Origin of the sequence: Methylomarinum vadi, from assembly GCF_000733935.1 — a bacterium.
In the GTDB taxonomy this organism is placed as follows: Bacteria; Pseudomonadota; Gammaproteobacteria; order Methylococcales; family Methylomonadaceae; genus Methylomarinum; species Methylomarinum vadi.
On record NZ_JPON01000001.1, the window covers coordinates 3242769 to 3260584 of the forward strand.

The window sequence follows — 17816 nt, forward strand, 5'->3', positions numbered from 1 at the left end:
AAGCTATGCAATTACCCAATTATTCCACTGCGCGCGTGTTGGTGGTCGGCGATCTGATGCTGGATCGCTACTGGCACGGCGCAACTTCGCGTATCTCTCCCGAAGCACCGGTGCCGGTGGTGCATGTCAATCAAGACGAACAACGGCCCGGCGGCGCTGGTAACGTGGCGCTGAATATTGCGGCCTTGGGGGCGAAGGTGTCGTTGATGGGCTTTGCCGGCGCCGATGAGGCGGCGCAGTCGTTACAGCAGATACTGAAGCAGGCGGGAGTACTGTGTTTATTCGAGCAGGTGGCGGATTATCCGACCATCACCAAATTGCGGGTCATGAGCCGGCACCAACAATTGATCCGGCTGGATTTCGAAGACGGCTTTCATCGGGTCGATAGCGATCGTTTGTTACACCAATGCCATGCCGAGTTAACTATGGCGCAGGTGGTTGTCCTGTCGGACTACGGCAAGGGTACGTTGAACAAGGTCGAACAATTCATCAAATTGGCCCGGATGATGAAGAAGCTGGTGTTGATCGATCCGAAAGGCAGCGATTTTTCCATTTACCGGGATGCGACACTCATTACCCCTAATCTGAGCGAATTCGAGGCGGTGGTCGGCCGCTGCGACGACGAGGCGCAGTTGGTCGAACGAGGAATGAATCTATTGGCGGAGCTCAATCTCGAAGGCTTATTGATAACCCGTGGCGAGCAAGGCATGACCTTGCTGCAGCGGGAGCAGGAACCTTTGCATTTGCCGACCCACGCCCGCGAGGTGTTCGATGTGACCGGCGCAGGCGATACCGTGATTTCGGTGTTGGCGGCCAGTTTGGCGGCAAAACAGTCATTGCCCGACGCGACGATGCTGGCTAATATCGGAGCCGGCATCGTGGTCGGCAAAATGGGGACCGCGACGGTCAATACCGAGGAATTGCAGTATGCTCTGCAGGGACAACGCGCGCATCATCGCGGCGTCGTATCGGTGGCGGAATTGCAGGAGGCGATGCAAGAAGCCCACGACGAGGGCGAGAAAATCGTGTTGACCAACGGTTGTTTCGATATTCTGCACCCCGGTCATGTGCGTTATTTGCAACAAGCCCGGGCTTTAGGCGATCGCCTGGTGGTCTTGGTTAACAGCGACGATTCGGTGAGAAGGCTGAAAGGGCCTGAACGGCCGGTCAACAAGCTGGAACAGCGCATGGAGATGTTGGCTGCGTTGGAATGCGTCGACTGGGTGGTTTCGTTCGACAGCGACACGCCCAAGGAGTTGATCGACCAATTGCTGCCCGACATCCTGGTCAAGGGAGGGGACTACAGCGATATTACCCAAATCGCCGGCCACGAAAGCGTGCTGGCCAACGGCGGCGAAGTCAAGATTCTCTCCTTTATCGAGGGCCATTCCACCACATCGATCATCAAGACCATCAGGGGAGAGCGCAATGGATAAGGCATGGTTGCAGGACAGGGCTAGGCAGTATTGGTTATTGTGCCGTTTCGACAGGCCGATCGGTACCCTGATACTGTTATGGCCGGCGCTGTGGGCGTTATGGCTGGCCGGTGACGGACGTCCCGACCCATTGGTGTTGGTGGTCTTTTGTGTCGGCGTCATATCGATGCGGGCGGCAGGTTGCGTGATCAACGATTATGCCGACCGCAAGATCGATCCGCATGTCGAAAGGACGAAATTACGGCCGATCGCCGCGGGCAAGGTTACGGCCAAGGAAGCGTTGGTCTTGTTCGTGGTCCTGTGTCTGCTTTCTTTTGGCCTGGTGTTGCTACTCAATCTTTACACGATCATGCTGTCCTTTGTCGCGGCATTTTTGGCCGCGAGTTATCCGTTCATGAAACGTTATACTCATCTGCCGCAGGCCTATCTGGGCATGGCCTTCGGTTTTGCGATACCGATGGCCTTCGCCGCCCAGACTAATAGTATTCCAGTGGTCGCCTGGGTGTTGTATTTGGCGGTGATGTTGTGGGCGTTGGTTTACGATACGATGTATGCCATGGTCGATAAGGATGATGATTTGAAGATTGGTGTTAAATCGACGGCCATTTTGTTTGGCGACCGTGAACGGGAAATCATGGCAATTCTGCAGCTGATTATTCTCGGTTTACTGGTTTGGGTCGGACAAATGCGAGACTTAGGCGGGTTTTATTATGCCGGTTTGCTGGGCGGCGCCGGTTTGTTCGTTTATCAGCAAAAATTAATCTTTCACCGGGTCAAGGCCGATTGTTTTAAAGCTTTTCTGAACAGCAATTGGTTCGGCTTGACTGTGTTTATCGGCTTGTTGCTGGATTATCTATAATTGAACTATGTTATTTAAAGGTTTGGAGGATTATTAAATGACATAGTTTTCTTTCATTCGAATGTTTAATGCTATCGGCCAATCCTTAAAGCATCATTAAAAGGGATGTTTTGATTGGTCGCCATAACTTAAGTGTTTGATTGGTAACGCTAATAAAAACATTGCCTTGTGGGAAGAAGGTAAGGTTTATGGAAATTCGAATTAGTTTAAACGCTAATAGTCCTTAATTACGGTATGGTCTTTGCTTTTCTCCTGGCTTTGGAAAAATTATAACAACAGGAGAAAAACATGTATGCTTGGCGGCAGAAGTTATTTCATCTCATTCTGATTGGGGCCACAGCCCTCTCTTACCAGTCGTCGGCCTGGGCCGGCAGAAACGGCATGCGTTGGGACAAAACGCCCGACGCCTTTCAATTTGTCGACCAGACCGATGTGCCCTTGTCGACGCTGATCGACGCCAATACCATCACCGTCAGCGGTATTAATACCTCGATATCGGTCGCGATCAGCGGTGGCGAATATTCGATCAATGGCGGTGCGTTTACCAGCGCTTCAAGTAAAGTCAATAATGGCGACAGCATCTCCGTTCGCCAGACTTCTTCCGGTCAATATTCGACGACAACGCATGCCGTCTTGGATTTGAATGGCGTCAGCGACAGTTTCGACGTGACGACGCTAGCGAATAGCACCGACACCACTCCTGATACATTTAGTTTTATCGATCAAAGCGATGTTGCATTGAATACCTTGGTCGAGTCCAACGCGATCACTGTCGGCGGTATCAATGCGGCAACCACTATCAGCATCGACGGCGGCGAATACGCAATCAACGGCGGCGCTTATACTTCGACCAGTAGTAGCGTGAACAACGGCGACCAGGTTGTCGTGCGTCAGGCTTCCTCGGCGAATTATGCAACCACGACCCATGCCACCCTGGCTATCGGCGGTGTCAGCGATACCTTCAGTGTGACAACCTTGGCCGACACCAGCGATAACACGCCCGATGCCTTCAGCTTCATCGATCAAACTGACGTAGCATTGAGCACGACTATCGAGTCCAACACGATCACCGTCGGCGGCATCAATACAGCAACCACTATCAGCATCGACGGCGGCGAATACGCGGTTAACGGCGGCGCTTATACTTCGACCAGTAGTAGCGTGAACAACGGGGACCAAGTTGTCGTGCGTCAGGCTTCCTCGGCGAATTATTCAACCACGACCCATGCCACACTGGCCATCGGCGGTGTCAGCGATACCTTCAGTGTGACAACCTTGGCCGACACCAGCGATACCACGCCTGATGCCTTCAGTTTCATCGATCAGACGGATGTGGAATTGAATACCCTGGTCGAGTCTAATACCATCATGGTCGGCGGTATCAATAGCGCGGCCAGTATCAGCATCAGCGGCGGTGAATACGCGGTCAATGGCGGCGCCTATATGTCAACCAATGGCAGTGTTAATAATGGCGACCAAGTCACCGTTAGACAAACCTCATCTTCGGGCTATCAAACCACGACCAATACGATGCTGACCATCGGCGGCGTCAGCGATATCTTCAGCGTGACGACGCTGGCGGACGCCAACCTGACTTTTCAATTACCGCCGCAGCCGAGCGGTAATGCGAGTTTCACTAGCGAGCATTTCTTGGGTTCCGACAACTGCACGATGTGCCATAACGGTTTGAGCGATAATCAGGGCCAGGATGTCTCGATCGAAACCGACTGGTCGGCGACGATGATGGCCAATTCCGCCCGCGATCCGTTCTGGAAGGCGAAAGTGCGCACGGAGCTGAACCGCAATCCGCAACTGGCCGATGTCATCAACGACAAATGTACCCGTTGCCATGCGCCAATGGCGAATTTCGAAGCGAAAAGCAATAACGAAACGATCGTCGTGCTGGATAACGGTTTCCTGGACGCCAACCATCCGCGCCACGACGAGGCGATGAACGGCGTCAGCTGTACGCTGTGCCACCAGATTCAGGACGCACCGACCCTGGGCACTCTGGACGGTTTCACCGGCCATTACGAAATCGGTAACAACAAGGAAATCTACGGCCCTTATGACAACCTGTTCCCGAACCCGATGATCATGAACACCGGTTATACGCCGATGTACAGCATTCATACCCAGGAATCGGAATTGTGTTCGACCTGTCATAACCTGAAAACGCCTTATGTCGATGAATTCGGTAACGTGCTGAGCTCGACGCCGGAATCGGAATTCCCGGAACAAATGCCGTATTCGGAATGGCTGCACAGCGACTACGCCGGCACGCAAAGCTGTCAGCAATGCCATATGGCACGCGCCAACGGCGTACCGATTTCCAACCGGCCGATGTGGCTGTCCGGACGCGATAACTTCGCGATTCACGAATTTGTCGGCGCTAACAAGCTGATGCTGAATATGTTGAACGACAACAAACAACAACTGGGCGTACCGTCGAACAACTTCACCGACATCCTGGCAGCGACCGAAGTGATGCTGCAAAGCTCTGCCAACATCGAACTGGTCAGCCAGTCGTTGAATGCAGGGCAATTGGATTTCACGTTGCAGATCAACAGCCAGACCGGGCATAAATTGCCTAGCGCCTATCCGTCGCGCCGTGCGATCGTGCATGTCACCGTGACCGATGCGCAAAACACTATCGTGTTCGAATCCGGCAAGGTCAATGCCGACGGCAGCGTGCAAGGCGTCGATGCCGATGTCGATGCGACAGCCTTCGAACCGCATTACGATCTGATCACGTCTCCTGATCAGGTGCAGGTCTATGAAGCGATCATGGGCGACAACAACAACGAGGTTACCTACACCTTGTTGCGCGGCATGAGCTATCTGAAGGACAATCGCCTGTTGCCGGCCGGCTTCAACAAGGCGACGGCGCCGGACGATGTCGCGGTGGCCGGTACGGCTTTCGACGACAACAACTTCATCGGCGGCAGCGACCGCATCAGTTATCGCATTGCTGATTTGCCAGCGGGAAGCTATACCGTGCAAGCCGAACTGGTTTACCAAACCCTGGCTTTCGGCTTCGCCCGCGACTTGTTCGAAGATCCTTCGGCGGAAGTGAACGATTTCAAGAAGATGTATAACGAGTCGACCAACAAATCGACGGTACTGACTTCACTGCAATTCGTCGCGCAATAAGCCGTTGCAATGAACGGCCGCCAGGGAAGGCGGTCATCCCTGCGCAAATGGATGAAAAGGCGACGGCAGGCTTGACTGGAAAAAAGGATCATTGAAGATTAAAATGTAATCAGATTCTTACAAGTTGAGCTGGCGGTGGGGGTTCCTAATATGAGTAATAATACGCTGTTCCAAGAGATACATGCGGAAATCTATCATAAACGGAATCTGCCGCTTATGAGGGATGTTAGTTTTCTGCTGGCCAGCCATGATCAGCAAATCGTCAATGGGTTTTATCAGACCTTGACGCAGACGAAGGGCAGTGAACTTTTTTTGACCACCGAGTTGGTCGAATCGCGGCTGAAAAAATCGCTGCGCAATTGGTTGTTGTCACTCTTCGAGTTCGAGGCTAATCATGAATTCATGCCTTATTTTGAACGCCAACGCACCGTCGGCGAACTGCATGCCCGGGTAAAAATTCCGATGCAATTCGTTAATTTCGCCGTCGATCATCTGAAACAAGCGCTTTTTACTATCGTGCATCAGCAAGAAACGGATGAGCGTTGCAGCATAAATTTGCTGAATTTTATGCAGCGCGCGATCGATCTGGCAGTGATGGTGTTTAATGATGTTTATCTGAATAAGTCCATCAAGCAGGAAAAAATCGAACAGAATTTACGCCATTATTACATCAGCCATAATCTGGCGATAGAATTCGAACAATCGCGCGCCAATCTGTTGCACTGGTTCCGGGAAATCATCACATTGCTTTATCATCCTTACTCTCACGTGAAGCATCGTCATATTGTCCCGCTACGCCAATCGAAATTCGGGTTATGGGTGGATCATCGCGCCAGTTTGCTTTTTTATAACCAAAGCGAAGTGGTGAATTTTCAAAGTAAGCTCGATGAAATAGACGTAAAGCTGGAATCGGTCATTAGGTTAAGCAAGCAGGGAAACTGGAAGGCACTGGCCGATGAAATCGAACGCATGAATAATTTGATCTCGGGAGCCGACTGGTTGCTGGAGCGGGTCGCCCGCGAAATCGTTTCGTTGGAAAACAATAAGGATACCTTAACCCGGTTGTTCACCCGGCGTTATTTGCCGAATATCATTCAGCACGAAATCCGTTATTGTCTCGAACATGATAGCCAGTTGGGAGTGATCATGATCGATATCGACCATTTTAAACGGATCAATGATCGCTATGGCCACGGCGTCGGCGACACAGTGCTGAGCCAAACGGCGAATCTGTTATCGGGATCGCTGCGAGCCTACGACTATATTTTCCGTTATGGCGGCGAGGAGTTTCTGGTCATCGTCAACAATACCGATGCGGCCAATTGTCTCACCATCGCCGAAAACCTGAGAAGGAAAGTGGAGCGAAACTCCTTCAGCGATATGCCGGTCATCAACGAGCCTATCACGATCAGCTTGGGCGTGGCGATTTTCGACCGCCATCCGGATTACGAACAACTCATTAACCACGCCGACCGTGCGCTTTATTGCGCCAAGGAAAACGGCAGGAATCGGGTTGAGCTTTATCAACCCGAAACCGTCGCATGAAAGAAAGAGGCTTTTGGGTACGAAGGATCAGTTGCCCGGCATATTAGCCAGTTCGGCCTCGGCGATCACTTCGATTGCGTTGCCGTCCGGGTCGCGGCAAAACAAAGCCTGCCGGCCGGAAATGCTCAACGTATAAGTGACATCGGCTTTGTCAAGCGCCTCTTTAACGGGAGTCAGGTCTTTGACGGTTAAAGCGACATGACGGTCGCGTCCGCCATGGGCCGGGCGGCCGGTGGTCGGATCGGGATTGTCCAGTTCCAGCAGATGAATTTGTTGCTCGCCGATTTTCAACCAGGCGCCGGGAAAGGGTAGTTTGGGGCGGGCGGTTTGTTGCATGCCCAGCACGTCGCGATAAAAATGTAACGATTTTTCCGTGTCGGAGACGACCAGGCTGGCATGATGCAGGGTGTATTCGATAGTACTCATGGTCTGTATTGCCGGAGTGATAATGTGACGATTATAACGCGCCGTCGCGGTAAGCGCTAAACCAGCCTAAGCTTTCTGCGGTTTTTCCGATGGGGCGATATTCGGCGCCGGTCCAGCCTTGGTAACAGTATGCTGCAATGATGCTGAAGACTTGTTCGAAATCGCCGTCGCCGGTACCCGGTTGGCCGCGCCCCGGACAATCGGCAAATTGGATGTGGCCGATTTTCTCGGAATGTCGGCGCAGGAAATCGCCGCAGTCCTCTCCCATCATCCACATATGATAAAGGTCGTATTGCAGCGCCAGGTTCGGATGCCGCAATTCGGCCAATATATCGAGCATTTGCCGGCCGTTATGAATGACGAAGCCGGGCATATCCACGGTGTTGACCGCCTCGAACACGGTCTTGATGCCGATGGCGGCAAAAGCGTCGGCGGCATAGCGTAAATTGTCTTTGAAAGTCGCCATATATTCGTCCAGGCGCTCGCCGTCGAGGCAGCGCCCCGGCAGCACATTGATCACCTCGGGTCGCAATACTTCGGCATATGCCAGCGTTTGTTCGACGGCCTGACGAAACCTGTCCCGTTTATCCGGCACGGCCGCCAAGCCTTCGCCGCCTTGCAACAAGGTGTCGGCATCGACATTGAACAAGACCAATTTCAAGCGATGGCGCTGCAATTGCTGTTGAATCTGATCGATACTCAGCTCGTAAGGAAATTGAATTTCGACCGCCTCGAAACCGGCCTCGGCGGCGGCTTGAAAACGCTCCAGCAATGGGACTTCGGTGAACAACAGGCTCAGATTGGCGGTGAAACGCAGCATCAGTCTTTTTGGTACAGTTTGATCAGCGTGGCAGGGTCCTGTTCCAGAAAGCCCCCACTTCCATGCAATTGCATCAGTTGCGCGGCCAGCCCCGACATCGGTATCGCGTTGCCTTGTTGCTGCGCCAATCCCACCGCCATGTTCAGGTCTTTCAATAAGGTCTTGACCCGCCACTTGACCGGTTCGAAGGTGTCCGTCGCCATTTCCGGGCCGACGATCTGCAACGGCTTAGAGTCGGCGAAGCCGCCGGCCAGCGCCTGGGGGATTTTTTCCGCATCGACCCCGGCCTGTTTCGCCAACGCCATCATTTCGGCGATCACCAGCACATTGCAACTGACGATCATCTGATTGCAAATCTTCGTGGTTTGCCCGCTGCCGACCGGCCCCATGTGGGTCAGTTGCTTATACAAAGGCCTTAATACGTCCCGGGCAACGGCGATGTCTTCCGCCTCGCCGCCGGCCATGATCGCCAATGTGCCTTGCTCGGCGCCCGCCGTGCCGCCCGAGACCGGCGCATCGACCCAACGCATGCCGCAGCTGTCATGTAATTTGCCGGCCAGTTGCCGGGTCGCTTCCGGATCGATGCTGGACAGGTCGATCAACAGTTTGCCGGCCGCACCGTTGTGCAAGATTTCGTTGTCGACGATCGAAGCGACGACGGCGGTATCGGCCAAACACAGCAGCACGACATCGGAGGCCCGAACCAGATCGGCGATCGAATAACAGGCCGTCGCGCCGGCCGCGACGACGCTTTCGAGCTTTTCCGGGCTACGGTTCCAGACATTGACCTTAAAACCGGCCTCCAGCAAACGTAAAGTCATCGGCTTGCCCATCAGGCCGATGCCGATGAAACCGAGGGTATGGCAATTTTCTTGCATCTTTTCTTCGGAAATTGTGAAGCTCGTTATCATAGCCGGTAAAGGCGAAAGGCGAAAGGCGAAAGGCGAAAGGCGAAAGGCGAAAGGTTAAGCCTGTGTGTTAGGTTATAATAGTTACCATAGTTTGTTCCGATGTCGATCGTTCAAATTGCTGAATGGCGTTAATTTGAGGATCAGGGGGCCAATGATCGAGTCGTTTTGGTAAACTATTGAATTAAAACTATCCGGACATGTTTATCATGAAAATTTGTATGTTATCCCGTTTAGAACTACGGGGCTTTAAAGATAAAATTGCTTCGATTTACCGGGCTAGTGTGTAAGATATTCAGACCTGGATAATAACTTTAGCTTTCAAAGGGAATAAGGGCACTGTAGTGTTTAGCAATGAAGAAAAAAAGGCGTTTATCACTAGAATTGTTGAAAAATGGTTTTTTCCAGATTTCACAAATAAGCTTACATGGTACGTTGTTACGTTGGGAGCCGGATTCATATTAGTCCCGCAGCCCATAAAACTCTTTATTATTAACTGGCTTATCAAAGTCTTTAATGTTAATTCAGGTCTTACGCTTAATTTGCCAGATATGGAGGCTAGCACTGATTACAGCATTGGTGTGATTCTTGTCTTTATGGCGTTGTCACATAACATAGGCTATAAATATTTTGGATTACAAAAATTAATATTTGAGCACAAGGTTCGCCAGGAGCAGCGCATTGGAGATTACAAGCTTCTCGAAAAATTCCTAATTGATTTTCCATCAAATTGTGGAAGCGCAATACTACTGAAGGAGCATGACTTCGGAAACTCATTTAATCGCGAGAAACTAAAGCAACTTGATGAGTTTTATTATCGCTGGAATGGTGCCGAGTATCACTTCATTGATCCAGAATTGACACTAAAAGAAAAGCACTGTACGAGGGGTGTAAACAGTTTTTGCTCAAGGTAGCAGAATACTCTGGTCCAGTTGGCAGCAGCAACTTTAGCTCAGTTATTCCCGATCATTTACGCGCTGACGACTGGAATCTGCCTGATTGGGTTACGAAGCAAATCAAAGAGCTAAATGATATTGCTACAAACCTATTCGAACAGCATCAGGAGTTTGTAACCTTTGCAAGGGCTAGAATCCAAAGCTAACAAGCGTAAGACCAAGTGTATTTTAATACCGAGACTTCCGATAGGAACACATTTAAATGAAAAAGTTAGAAAAACGAAAATCTCGAATGATCATGGAAATTCGGTATCCCGCGTTGCTCGCTGCATTTGATAGACGTGGAATAGTCCTTGATGAGGTAAGGAGTGAATTTAAGTTAAAAATCGAGCATTGGAAATGCGAAAGTGTGGCTGTACATTTTGCTGATAATTTTGACGCCACGTCAAAACAGATCCTAGTGGATCACTTGCGCTCTTTCATTATGTATGAAGACCCGGCTACAGAAGGTGAGTTTAAGGATGACGCTATACGATTCGTTAAGGCGCTAAAAAAGGTATTCCCAAGTGAGCTATCAAATATTGAAAGATTAGGCGTCCGACATATAAGTATATTTGAAGCTGATCATCTGAAGAGCTATAGTGATGCATTGTCGCTCGTGATGAAAAAGTATTTTCAAAGTAACCTTCCGATATCGATAAAACCAAATGACTGTAGAGCAACCTTTGTACATGACAATGGCATGCTGACCGTTGGCCCAAGAGCTATTGTCAAATCTGGTGTATAGAAGAGAATCAAGCGGCGTCCTGTTTTTGATCTCCCGTTTGTTTAATACCGTCGACGAATTTCACGCCGGTAATCACATCGGCTAAATGTTTATAGCCCCTAAGCCGAAACCATCTTCTCTGGGCTGTTTCGATCAGTTTAAACGCCATCGCCAACGTGGTTATCCGGCTGCCGCAATTCTTGGTCTTAGTCGTTCTCAATCTCACCGTAGCAAAGACGGACTCGATCGGGTTGGTCGTTCGAATATGCTGCCAGTTTTCAGCAGGATAATCATAAAATGCCAACATCGAGGCTTTGTCTTTTGCCAAGCATTCCATAGCCTTCGGGTATTTCGGACTAAACCGTTCGAGGCAGTGATCAAAGGCTTGATAGGCCGCCTCCCGCGTCTCGGCTTGCCAGATATTGTGCAACGCCTCTTTAACCTTGGGTTGCATGGCTTTGGGCAATTTCTCCAGTACATTGGCTGTCTTATGCACCCAACAGCGTTGCTGGTCGGTCTGCGGCCAAAGCTTAGCGACGGCTTTCCAGAAACCGAGAGCGCCATCTCCAATCGCTAATTTCGGGTCCGTAGAGAGGCCACGCTGCCTTAAATCCATCAACACCTCTTCCCAGCTCGCAGCCGATTCCCGGTAGCCATCGACTAAGGCGATGAGTTCTTTGCGCCCCGTTTCATCGGAACCAATGATGACTAGTAGACAGAGTCGATCATCCATTCTGACGTTGCTGTAAATACCATCGGCCCAGACATACACATATCGTTTATTACTCAGATCCCGACGCGTCCAGTCCCGATAGTGATGCTCCCAATCCTGCTTGAGCCGACTGATCGTCGCAGCGGATAAGCCAGGAGCGTCCGATCCCAATAGGTGTTTTAAGGTCTCCGGGAAATCTCCCGTCGAGATTCCTCGCAAATACAGCCAAGGCAGAAATTCCTCGATGTTCTTGCTTCGCTTCAAATATGGCGGCACCAAGCGACTGTTAAACTTGATCCCCGAACCGGATCGATCCCGAACCTTCGGGACTTTGACTTCAATATCACCCAGCCCTGTTTGAATTGAACGTTCAGGCAAATAACCATTTCTAACGACCGCTGCCTTACCTTCGTCGGTCTTCAGCCCGCTATGCTGATCAATAAAGGCTTTTACTTCCGCTTCAATCGCTACCTCCAGCATTTTACGGGCACCGTCTCGCAACACTTCTTGCAACGGATCATTTTGCTCTAGCTTATTCAGGTTGATGACATTACTATGTACCATGGTGGTGTTTCCTTCTCGTTTGGTGGTTGATCTGGCGAGATCTTAGCCAAACAGGTTACACCGCTTTCTTCTCAAGTCATACACCAGAAATGATCATAGCTCTTGGCCCAATAAAAGAGGACGAAGCATGGGTTAAACAAACATTTTCATTGCCTGAGAAGAATGTCCCATCATTTGGATTAGGAGTTGATATTGATAGCCACGCATCAAACATAGAGATTGCAAGTGATTCTCAAATCGCCAAAAGCATTTCAGCAATATTCGATTTAACTAAAGCTACTGAGTCAGAGGTGGTTACCTCCTTCATGGAGGAATAACTTTGAGCAGAAAACGAAAAAGTAAAAAAAGGCCAATCGGCACGGCCAGCAATAAGGAAAAAACTGCGTTAGATGCTCTTAAGGAAGTTAAAAAACTCCAAAATAGCTCTAAGCCAAAAGCTATAGAGGCTGTTACCCAAGCAGCACCTGGAAAAGTTGGAAAATCTATGGGCTCTAATGACCTATCGCAAGAAGACCCTACTGGTGGAAGTCTTCAATGGTATGAGAAATTTCATGATGAAAAGATAAGTAATGTTGAGACACGCATAGGTGCACAAACGACATCGATGTTATATGAGATGAAGAGCGAGCTAGAGAAAAAAATCTCAGATATTAGGGACTCTTCTAACAAGCATACTGTAACTATAATAGTCTCAATTGTTGTTGCCTTTATAATAGCATTTCTAGCGTTTTATTTTTCAGCACTTAGCTCGATTGAGAGTAATGTTAAATCTAGTATTTCGGATGGTCTAAATAAATTAGACAGCCAGATTATTGAATTAAGAAAAAAAGTTGAAATGAACCAGCGTGCGCAAGAAAACAAACCTAGTCAAAGTGTTATTGGCGAAAGCAAGAAGAGCGATGGCCTAACAAAACAAATTCAGCCGACGCCAAAAAGCAGCGCGCCTGGTTTGTGACGTTAGCCATTCAGATAAAACTATAATCATCGTCATAAAAAGGACTAAGGAACTTTAGAATTAAGGAATCTAAAAATCTAAAGGGTCAAATCTAAAGGGTCACAAATCTAAAGGGTCAGACTCGATAGGTGGTTAATCCTTTTGATAATTTTGTGATTTTGCGCGCCATTTTATTGATGTTTTGCTAAGGTTCACTTGTCAAGTTTAGGTCAATAATGTAGGCATGAGCAATTACCAAATCATAATGCACGGCCACGCTTACCAAAGAGCGTTGGATTACCTGCGGACGCTGCAATCCGGCGCAACGATGCCCGGACAATATCTGAAACAACAGTTGCAATCGGAGGATATAAACCAGCTTTCCGCCGAGCGATTGCTCGAATGCCTGCTCAATACCAAGCGTCCGCAGATTTTTGCGGAGAGGGCCGTAGGGCGGTGTGACTGGCATGGTAGTCAGCTAGCTGGTGAAAGTCCAGCCTTTGCCCTGTGAGAAAGGAAGACGTAGGCGAAAGCAAGGGTGTCCAAAGAAACTTCCGAAAGCTACCCAACAGGGAAACACGGTTATCGGGAGCCAATGCGGAATCTGAAAGAAGCTCTAGCCAAATCGGTCACCTAAACGAGAGTGAACCTTCGTAAGGCGACAACAAAGGGGTAAACATCGAAAGGGTCAGACTCGATAGGTGTTTAATTCTTCCGATAAATTTGTGATTTTGCGCGCCATTTTGTTGATGTTTTGCTAAGGTTGACCTGTCAAGTTAGGGCAATAATGTAGGCATGAGCAATTACCGAATCATAACCCGTAAGGCGGAACCATGGACGGGTTCCGCCGAAGATGGTGCAGAGGAACTTAATATTCATTAATCATCATGAGCAAGCAACCAAGAATATGTTACAAAAGTCGCCGCTTGGTTTATGGTCAATGGTTGATTTTTGGATTGGCGGATCACCCTGGCGGGCATCCGCCCTATCGTAGAGGAACCTCGTCGAAGGGGGCATATATGGTCCGTCCCGTATTGCAATGAAAATGAAATCGAAAGATTCGATAGGTGTTTAATTCTTCCGATAATTTTGTGATTTTGCGCGCTTTTTTATTGATGCTCTGCTAAGGTTCACCAAACAAGTTCAGATCAATAAGTCAAGCATGAGCAATTACCAAATCATAATGCACGGTCGGGCTTACCAAAGAGCGTCGGATTACCTGGGAGCGTTGCAATCCCGCGCAACAAAGCCCGGACAATATCTGAAACAACAATTGCAATCGGAGGATATAAGCCGGCTTTCCATCGATCGATTGCTCGAATGCCTGCTCAACAGCAAACGTCCGCAGATTTTCGCGGAGAGTGCCGTGCATGGCGGCGGGGAGGACTGGAATCGTGACGAACTCAAGCTGTTAGGCGATATCGGCGTCGCCGTGCCGGTGACGGTTTACGATAACGGCAAGCATCATGCTCCGGAGGTTCATGCCACGCCATTTTCTGCCCATTTGCTGTTTTCGGCCGGGGCGCTATTACGCAACGGCAGGGGGCTGAGGCCTGTCGATTGGGATGTGGTCGGCAAGGACGGAGAAATCGATCGCGAACGTTATTACCAATTGTATCTTTGCCGGCTACTGCCTTTGCTGTTGCATGCCGACGCGGTTGCCGGCGCTGCCAACGCGATAACGTGCGCAAATAGGATGTGCCGACGTTAGGAGGCGCATCGTTCGGGTATAAAATGACGCCATGACCGACTACCGCCGATTTTATATTCCTAAAGCCACCTGGTTTTTCACCGTCAATCTTGCCGAGCGGAAAAACAACCGTCTGTTAGTCGAAAAGATTAACGAATTACGCGATGCCTTTAGATATGTAAAGAAGCAAAAGCCCTTTCGAATAAATGCGATAGTCGTCATGCCCGATCATTTACATTGCATTTGGACATTACCGCAAGACGATGATGATTATTCGACCCGATGGAGAATGTTGAAAGGACGGTTTTCCCGGTCAATCGCCCCTGGTGAAAGAGTTTCGAAAAGTCGGCAAAAACGCCGTGAACGTGGTATATGGCAGCGTCGATTTTGGGCACATTTAATCACAGACCAAGATGATTTTAATCGGCATTTCGATTATATTCATTGGAATCCGGTGAAGCACAACAAAGTAGCAAGAGTGGCGGATTGGCCGTATTCGAGTTTCCACCGTTATGTCAAACAAGGCATTTATTCAAAGAATTGGGGAACTGACGAGCGATTTGAAATTGAAGATGTTGAGTAACGCGAACGATGCGCTTCACGTTGTTCAGCACATCCTATGGCCCTGGGAAACTGCGCTGTATCGAAAGGGTCATGTATCGAAAGGGTCAGACTCGATAGATGTTTAATTCTTCCGATAAATTTGTGATTTTGCGAGCCATTTTGTTGATGTTTTGCTAAGGTTCACCAAACAAGTTAACCCGTAAGGCGGAACCGGTTAACCGAGTTTCGCCGGATGAGAATGACGGTAAATGTTATTTTTTTCGTGATTTCCTTATTTGGCGGATCACCCTGCGGGCATCCGCCCGATCGATTAGGAACTGTTCGTTCAAAAAATATTGTCTTTAATGATAAGTCTCGTGTATAAGACCAGTAGCCCGTAGGAAGCCCGGCGGAATGCGGGGTGATGTCACGACATCCTGGATTTCGCTGCGCTGCATCCAGGCTACGACTCTGAAATTTATTGAGTATCTGCCAAGGTCATCCGAACAGGGCATTATGCAATTTGAACACGAGCAAAGATATGAGTATAAATATTGATCATTTATCCGAGGAGCAATTGATTGAGTTGAATCATAGGATCGTTGAAAGACTCAAGTTTCTTGAGTCTATGCACACTCATAATGAAATGATGCAGTTCAATCCTGGAGAGCAAGTTAGCTTTGAGCCACCTGGTCGAAGTAGACAGGTGGGTACGCTCGTTAAGTACAATAAGAAAACAGTCACGGTAATTACCGAGTCAGGTCAAAGATGGAACGTATCGCCACATTTGCTAAGCAAAATTAAGAACGTAAAACAAAAGAGCAAAAAATCAGGTAATGTGATTAACTTGCCCAGCTCGTAGGATGAACGGAGTGAAGCGCATCGTTCGCGAAGTGATGCGCTTCGTTCCTTAGCGCATATATGGACTTCTCCCCAATTGCAAGCCAAGAATGGTCAAAATGATGTTCCAACAGAGATCGAGATTGCCGCCATATATCCGGTCTCTTGGTGAAGGTGTTCATTGGCCTTCGGACCCTGATGAAGCTATCCGCATGCTTTTTCCTCTATCATCCTAACGGTTTCTTAAGAGCCTATGCGCTGAGCGGGATTGAAACCCGTAAGGCGGAACCATGGACGGGTTCCGCCGAAGATGGTGCAGAGGAACTTAATATTCATTAATCATCATGAGCAAGCAACCAAGAATATGTCACAAAAGTCGCCGCTTGGTTTATGGTCAATGGTTGATGTTTGGATTGGCGGATCACCCTGGCGGGCATCCGCCCTACCGTAGAGGAACCTCGTCGAAGGGGGCATATATGGTCCGTCCCGTATTGCAATGAAAATGAAATCGAAAGATTCGATAGGTGTTTAATTCTTCCGATAATTTTGTGATTTTGCGCGCTTTTTTATTGATGCTCTGCTAAGGTTCACCTGTCAAGTTTAGGTCAATAATGTAGGCATGAGCAATTACCAAATCATAATGCACGGTCGGGCTTACCAAAGAGCGTCGGATTACCTGGGAGCGTTGCAATCCCGCGCAACAAAGCCCGGACAATATCTGAAACAACAATTGCAATCGGAGGATATGAACCAGCTTTCCATCGATCGATTGCTCGAATGCCTGCTCAACAGCAAACGTCCGCAGATTTTCGCGGAGAGTGCCGTGCATGGCGGCGGGGAGGACTGGAATCGTGACGAACTCAAGCTGTTAGGGGATATCGGCGTCGCCGTGCCGGTGACGGTTTACGATAACGGCAAGCATCATGCTCCGGAGGTTCATGCCACGCCATTTTCTGCCCATTTGCTGTTTTCGGCCGGGGCGCTATTACGCAACGGCAAGGGACAGACGCCCGTCGATTGGGATGTGGTTGGCAAGGACGGGGAAATCGATCGCGAACGTTATTACCAATTGTATCTTTGCCGGCTACTGCCTTTGCTATTGTATGCCGACGCGGTTGCCGGCGCTGCCGGTCACAAGGCTTTGGTTACCGTCCCGGGGCTTGGTTGCGGCCAATTCGCCGGAAGGTTCATAGGGGCGTTGGGTGATGTGTTGAAAGCGACACTGCAGCGATTGTTGACCGAGCACGGCGGACGCTTGAGCAATATCCGGGTGGTTTATTTCGACCCCTACAACGAATGTCAAAACCAGCGCATCGAGATTGGCCATATCGTGTTTATGGTCCGCCCTTTGACTCAAGGCAACCAAGATAAACCTCAACTATGCCGCCCTGAAATCTACCAGGAATCGGGCGACGACTTCCGCGAATTCATGCTTTTCAGTATCGTCGCCTGGGACCATGTTTCCTGGCCGGGAAACGACTTTTATGCCGGATCGCGGGCAACAGACGATGGCGTTAAAGCCGCCGCCACCGATTCCATGAAAGCGATGACCGGGGTGACGGGAAAATATAACGCCGAACGGACCGTCTATGAGCCACCAAAACCCTACCGGAATTGGGAACAGGTTGTATTGGATAACGGTTTAAAATTCGAGCTGGCGGGGCGATTTAACGTCCTATCGTAACGGTTGCTTTCGGGGTGAGGTGAATTTTAAAAGTCAACCG

Annotated in this window: 17 protein-coding genes; 13 read left to right on the top strand and 4 right to left on the bottom strand. The window is 49.5% G+C overall.

Annotated elements, in window-relative coordinates:
- The first annotated feature begins 5 nt into the window (after positions 1–5).
- From hldE to EP25_RS0116240, 4 genes are all read left to right on the top strand, one after another.
- A complete protein-coding gene (gene hldE / locus EP25_RS0116225; protein ID WP_031434865.1) occupies positions 6–1436 on the top strand; it encodes a bifunctional D-glycero-beta-D-manno-heptose-7-phosphate kinase/D-glycero-beta-D-manno-heptose 1-phosphate adenylyltransferase HldE in 1431 nt (476 codons plus the stop codon).
- Positions 1429–2295 (top strand): 4-hydroxybenzoate octaprenyltransferase, encoded by an 867-nt coding sequence (gene ubiA / locus EP25_RS0116230; RefSeq protein WP_031434866.1) that lies wholly within the window; start codon positions 1429–1431, stop codon positions 2293–2295. Before hldE ends, ubiA begins: the two co-directional genes overlap by 8 nt.
- 288 nt (positions 2296–2583) lie before the next feature.
- Positions 2584–5448 (top strand): multiheme c-type cytochrome, encoded by a 2865-nt coding sequence (locus EP25_RS0116235; protein ID WP_051906777.1) that lies wholly within the window; start codon positions 2584–2586, stop codon positions 5446–5448.
- Positions 5449–5598: 150 nt separating this feature from the next.
- Positions 5599–6993 (top strand): GGDEF domain-containing protein, encoded by a 1395-nt coding sequence (locus tag EP25_RS0116240; RefSeq protein ID WP_031434868.1) that lies wholly within the window; start codon positions 5599–5601, stop codon positions 6991–6993.
- Between the two features lie 27 nt (positions 6994–7020).
- On the opposite strand, the gene EP25_RS0116245 is transcribed toward EP25_RS0116240, so the two are convergent.
- From EP25_RS0116245 to EP25_RS0116255, 3 genes are read right to left on the bottom strand one after another with little or no spacing between them, the layout of a single operon-like run.
- The gene (locus EP25_RS0116245; protein ID WP_031434869.1) at positions 7021–7419 is read right to left on the bottom strand and encodes a VOC family protein; all 399 of its coding nucleotides are present in this window, start codon (positions 7417–7419) and stop codon (positions 7021–7023) included.
- Between the two features lie 31 nt (positions 7420–7450).
- On the bottom strand, positions 7451–8239 hold the full coding sequence (locus EP25_RS0116250; protein WP_031434870.1) for a hydroxypyruvate isomerase family protein: 789 nt from the start codon (positions 8237–8239) through the stop codon (positions 7451–7453).
- On the bottom strand, positions 8239–9117 hold the full coding sequence (locus tag EP25_RS0116255) for an NAD(P)-dependent oxidoreductase (protein WP_031434871.1): 879 nt from the start codon (positions 9115–9117) through the stop codon (positions 8239–8241). The genes EP25_RS0116250 and EP25_RS0116255 overlap by 1 nt, the downstream gene beginning before the upstream one ends.
- Before the next feature lie 374 nt (positions 9118–9491).
- Here EP25_RS0116255 and EP25_RS0116260 point away from each other — a divergent pair, with 374 nt between their 5' ends.
- Together EP25_RS0116260 and EP25_RS0116265 are read left to right on the top strand one after the other, a co-directional pair.
- Positions 9492–10061 (top strand): hypothetical protein, encoded by a 570-nt coding sequence (locus EP25_RS0116260; RefSeq protein WP_031434872.1) that lies wholly within the window; start codon positions 9492–9494, stop codon positions 10059–10061.
- Positions 10062–10305: 244 nt separating this feature from the next.
- A complete protein-coding gene (locus tag EP25_RS0116265) occupies positions 10306–10830 on the top strand; it encodes a hypothetical protein (protein ID WP_031434873.1) in 525 nt (174 codons plus the stop codon).
- A 7-nt stretch (positions 10831–10837) separates the two neighbouring features.
- On the opposite strand, the gene EP25_RS0116270 is transcribed toward EP25_RS0116265, so the two are convergent.
- Positions 10838–12085 (bottom strand): IS256 family transposase, encoded by a 1248-nt coding sequence (locus EP25_RS0116270; protein ID WP_031432313.1) that lies wholly within the window; start codon positions 12083–12085, stop codon positions 10838–10840.
- 89 nt (positions 12086–12174) lie between these two features.
- Between EP25_RS0116270 and EP25_RS0116275 the strand changes: the two genes are divergently transcribed.
- The 7 genes from EP25_RS0116275 to EP25_RS0116305 all read left to right on the top strand — a co-directional run bounded on the left by EP25_RS0116275 (position 12175) and on the right by EP25_RS0116305 (position 17776).
- Positions 12175–12402 carry a hypothetical protein gene (locus EP25_RS0116275; RefSeq protein ID WP_031434874.1) on the top strand — a complete coding sequence of 76 codons (228 nt, stop codon included), beginning with the start codon at positions 12175–12177 and terminating at the stop codon, positions 12400–12402.
- Between the two features lie 2 nt (positions 12403–12404).
- Positions 12405–13040: a hypothetical protein gene (locus EP25_RS0116280; RefSeq protein ID WP_031434875.1), complete on the top strand. Its 636-nt coding sequence runs from the start codon at positions 12405–12407 to the stop codon at positions 13038–13040.
- A gap of 223 nt (positions 13041–13263) precedes the next feature.
- Positions 13264–13530: a hypothetical protein gene (locus EP25_RS0116285; RefSeq protein ID WP_031434876.1), complete on the top strand. Its 267-nt coding sequence runs from the start codon at positions 13264–13266 to the stop codon at positions 13528–13530.
- Positions 13531–14181: 651 nt separating this feature from the next.
- Positions 14182–14730, top strand: coding sequence for a hypothetical protein (locus tag EP25_RS0116290; RefSeq protein ID WP_051906778.1), 549 nt, complete (start codon positions 14182–14184; stop codon positions 14728–14730).
- A 31-nt stretch (positions 14731–14761) separates the two neighbouring features.
- Positions 14762–15292, top strand: coding sequence for an REP-associated tyrosine transposase (locus tag EP25_RS0116295; RefSeq protein WP_031434878.1), 531 nt, complete (start codon positions 14762–14764; stop codon positions 15290–15292).
- Between the two features lie 501 nt (positions 15293–15793).
- Positions 15794–16114 carry a hypothetical protein gene (locus EP25_RS23945; RefSeq protein ID WP_031434879.1) on the top strand — a complete coding sequence of 107 codons (321 nt, stop codon included), beginning with the start codon at positions 15794–15796 and terminating at the stop codon, positions 16112–16114.
- 597 nt (positions 16115–16711) lie between these two features.
- Entirely contained in the window at positions 16712–17776 is a 1065-nt protein-coding gene (locus EP25_RS0116305; RefSeq protein ID WP_031434880.1) for a hypothetical protein, read from the top strand.
- Positions 17777–17816: the final 40 nt, after the last annotated feature.

Excerpts from the sequence above, each read along its gene's own strand:
- EP25_RS0116285 (WP_031434876.1), top strand. The coding sequence starts at position 13,264 with ATGAGCAATTACCAAATCATAATGCACGGCCACGCTTACCAAAGAGCG.
- EP25_RS0116305 (WP_031434880.1), top strand. The coding sequence starts at position 16,712 with ATGAGCAATTACCAAATCATAATGCACGGTCGGGCTTACCAAAGAGCG.
- EP25_RS0116235 (WP_051906777.1), top strand. The coding sequence starts at position 2,584 with ATGTATGCTTGGCGGCAGAAGTTATTTCATCTCATTCTGATTGGGGCC.
- EP25_RS0116275 (WP_031434874.1), top strand. The coding sequence starts at position 12,175 with ATGATCATAGCTCTTGGCCCAATAAAAGAGGACGAAGCATGGGTTAAA.
- EP25_RS0116250 (WP_031434870.1), bottom strand. The coding sequence starts at position 8,239 with ATGCTGCGTTTCACCGCCAATCTGAGCCTGTTGTTCACCGAAGTCCCA.
- EP25_RS0116255 (WP_031434871.1), bottom strand. The coding sequence starts at position 9,117 with ATGCAAGAAAATTGCCATACCCTCGGTTTCATCGGCATCGGCCTGATG.
- EP25_RS0116270 (WP_031432313.1), bottom strand. The coding sequence starts at position 12,085 with ATGGTACATAGTAATGTCATCAACCTGAATAAGCTAGAGCAAAATGAT.
- EP25_RS0116240 (WP_031434868.1), top strand. The coding sequence starts at position 5,599 with ATGAGTAATAATACGCTGTTCCAAGAGATACATGCGGAAATCTATCAT.
- EP25_RS0116245 (WP_031434869.1), bottom strand. The coding sequence starts at position 7,419 with ATGAGTACTATCGAATACACCCTGCATCATGCCAGCCTGGTCGTCTCC.
- hldE (WP_031434865.1), top strand. The coding sequence starts at position 6 with ATGCAATTACCCAATTATTCCACTGCGCGCGTGTTGGTGGTCGGCGAT.
- EP25_RS23945 (WP_031434879.1), top strand. The coding sequence starts at position 15,794 with ATGAGTATAAATATTGATCATTTATCCGAGGAGCAATTGATTGAGTTG.
- ubiA (WP_031434866.1), top strand. The coding sequence starts at position 1,429 with ATGGATAAGGCATGGTTGCAGGACAGGGCTAGGCAGTATTGGTTATTG.
- EP25_RS0116290 (WP_051906778.1), top strand. The coding sequence starts at position 14,182 with ATGAGCAATTACCAAATCATAATGCACGGTCGGGCTTACCAAAGAGCG.
- EP25_RS0116295 (WP_031434878.1), top strand. The coding sequence starts at position 14,762 with ATGACCGACTACCGCCGATTTTATATTCCTAAAGCCACCTGGTTTTTC.
- EP25_RS0116265 (WP_031434873.1), top strand. The coding sequence starts at position 10,306 with ATGAAAAAGTTAGAAAAACGAAAATCTCGAATGATCATGGAAATTCGG.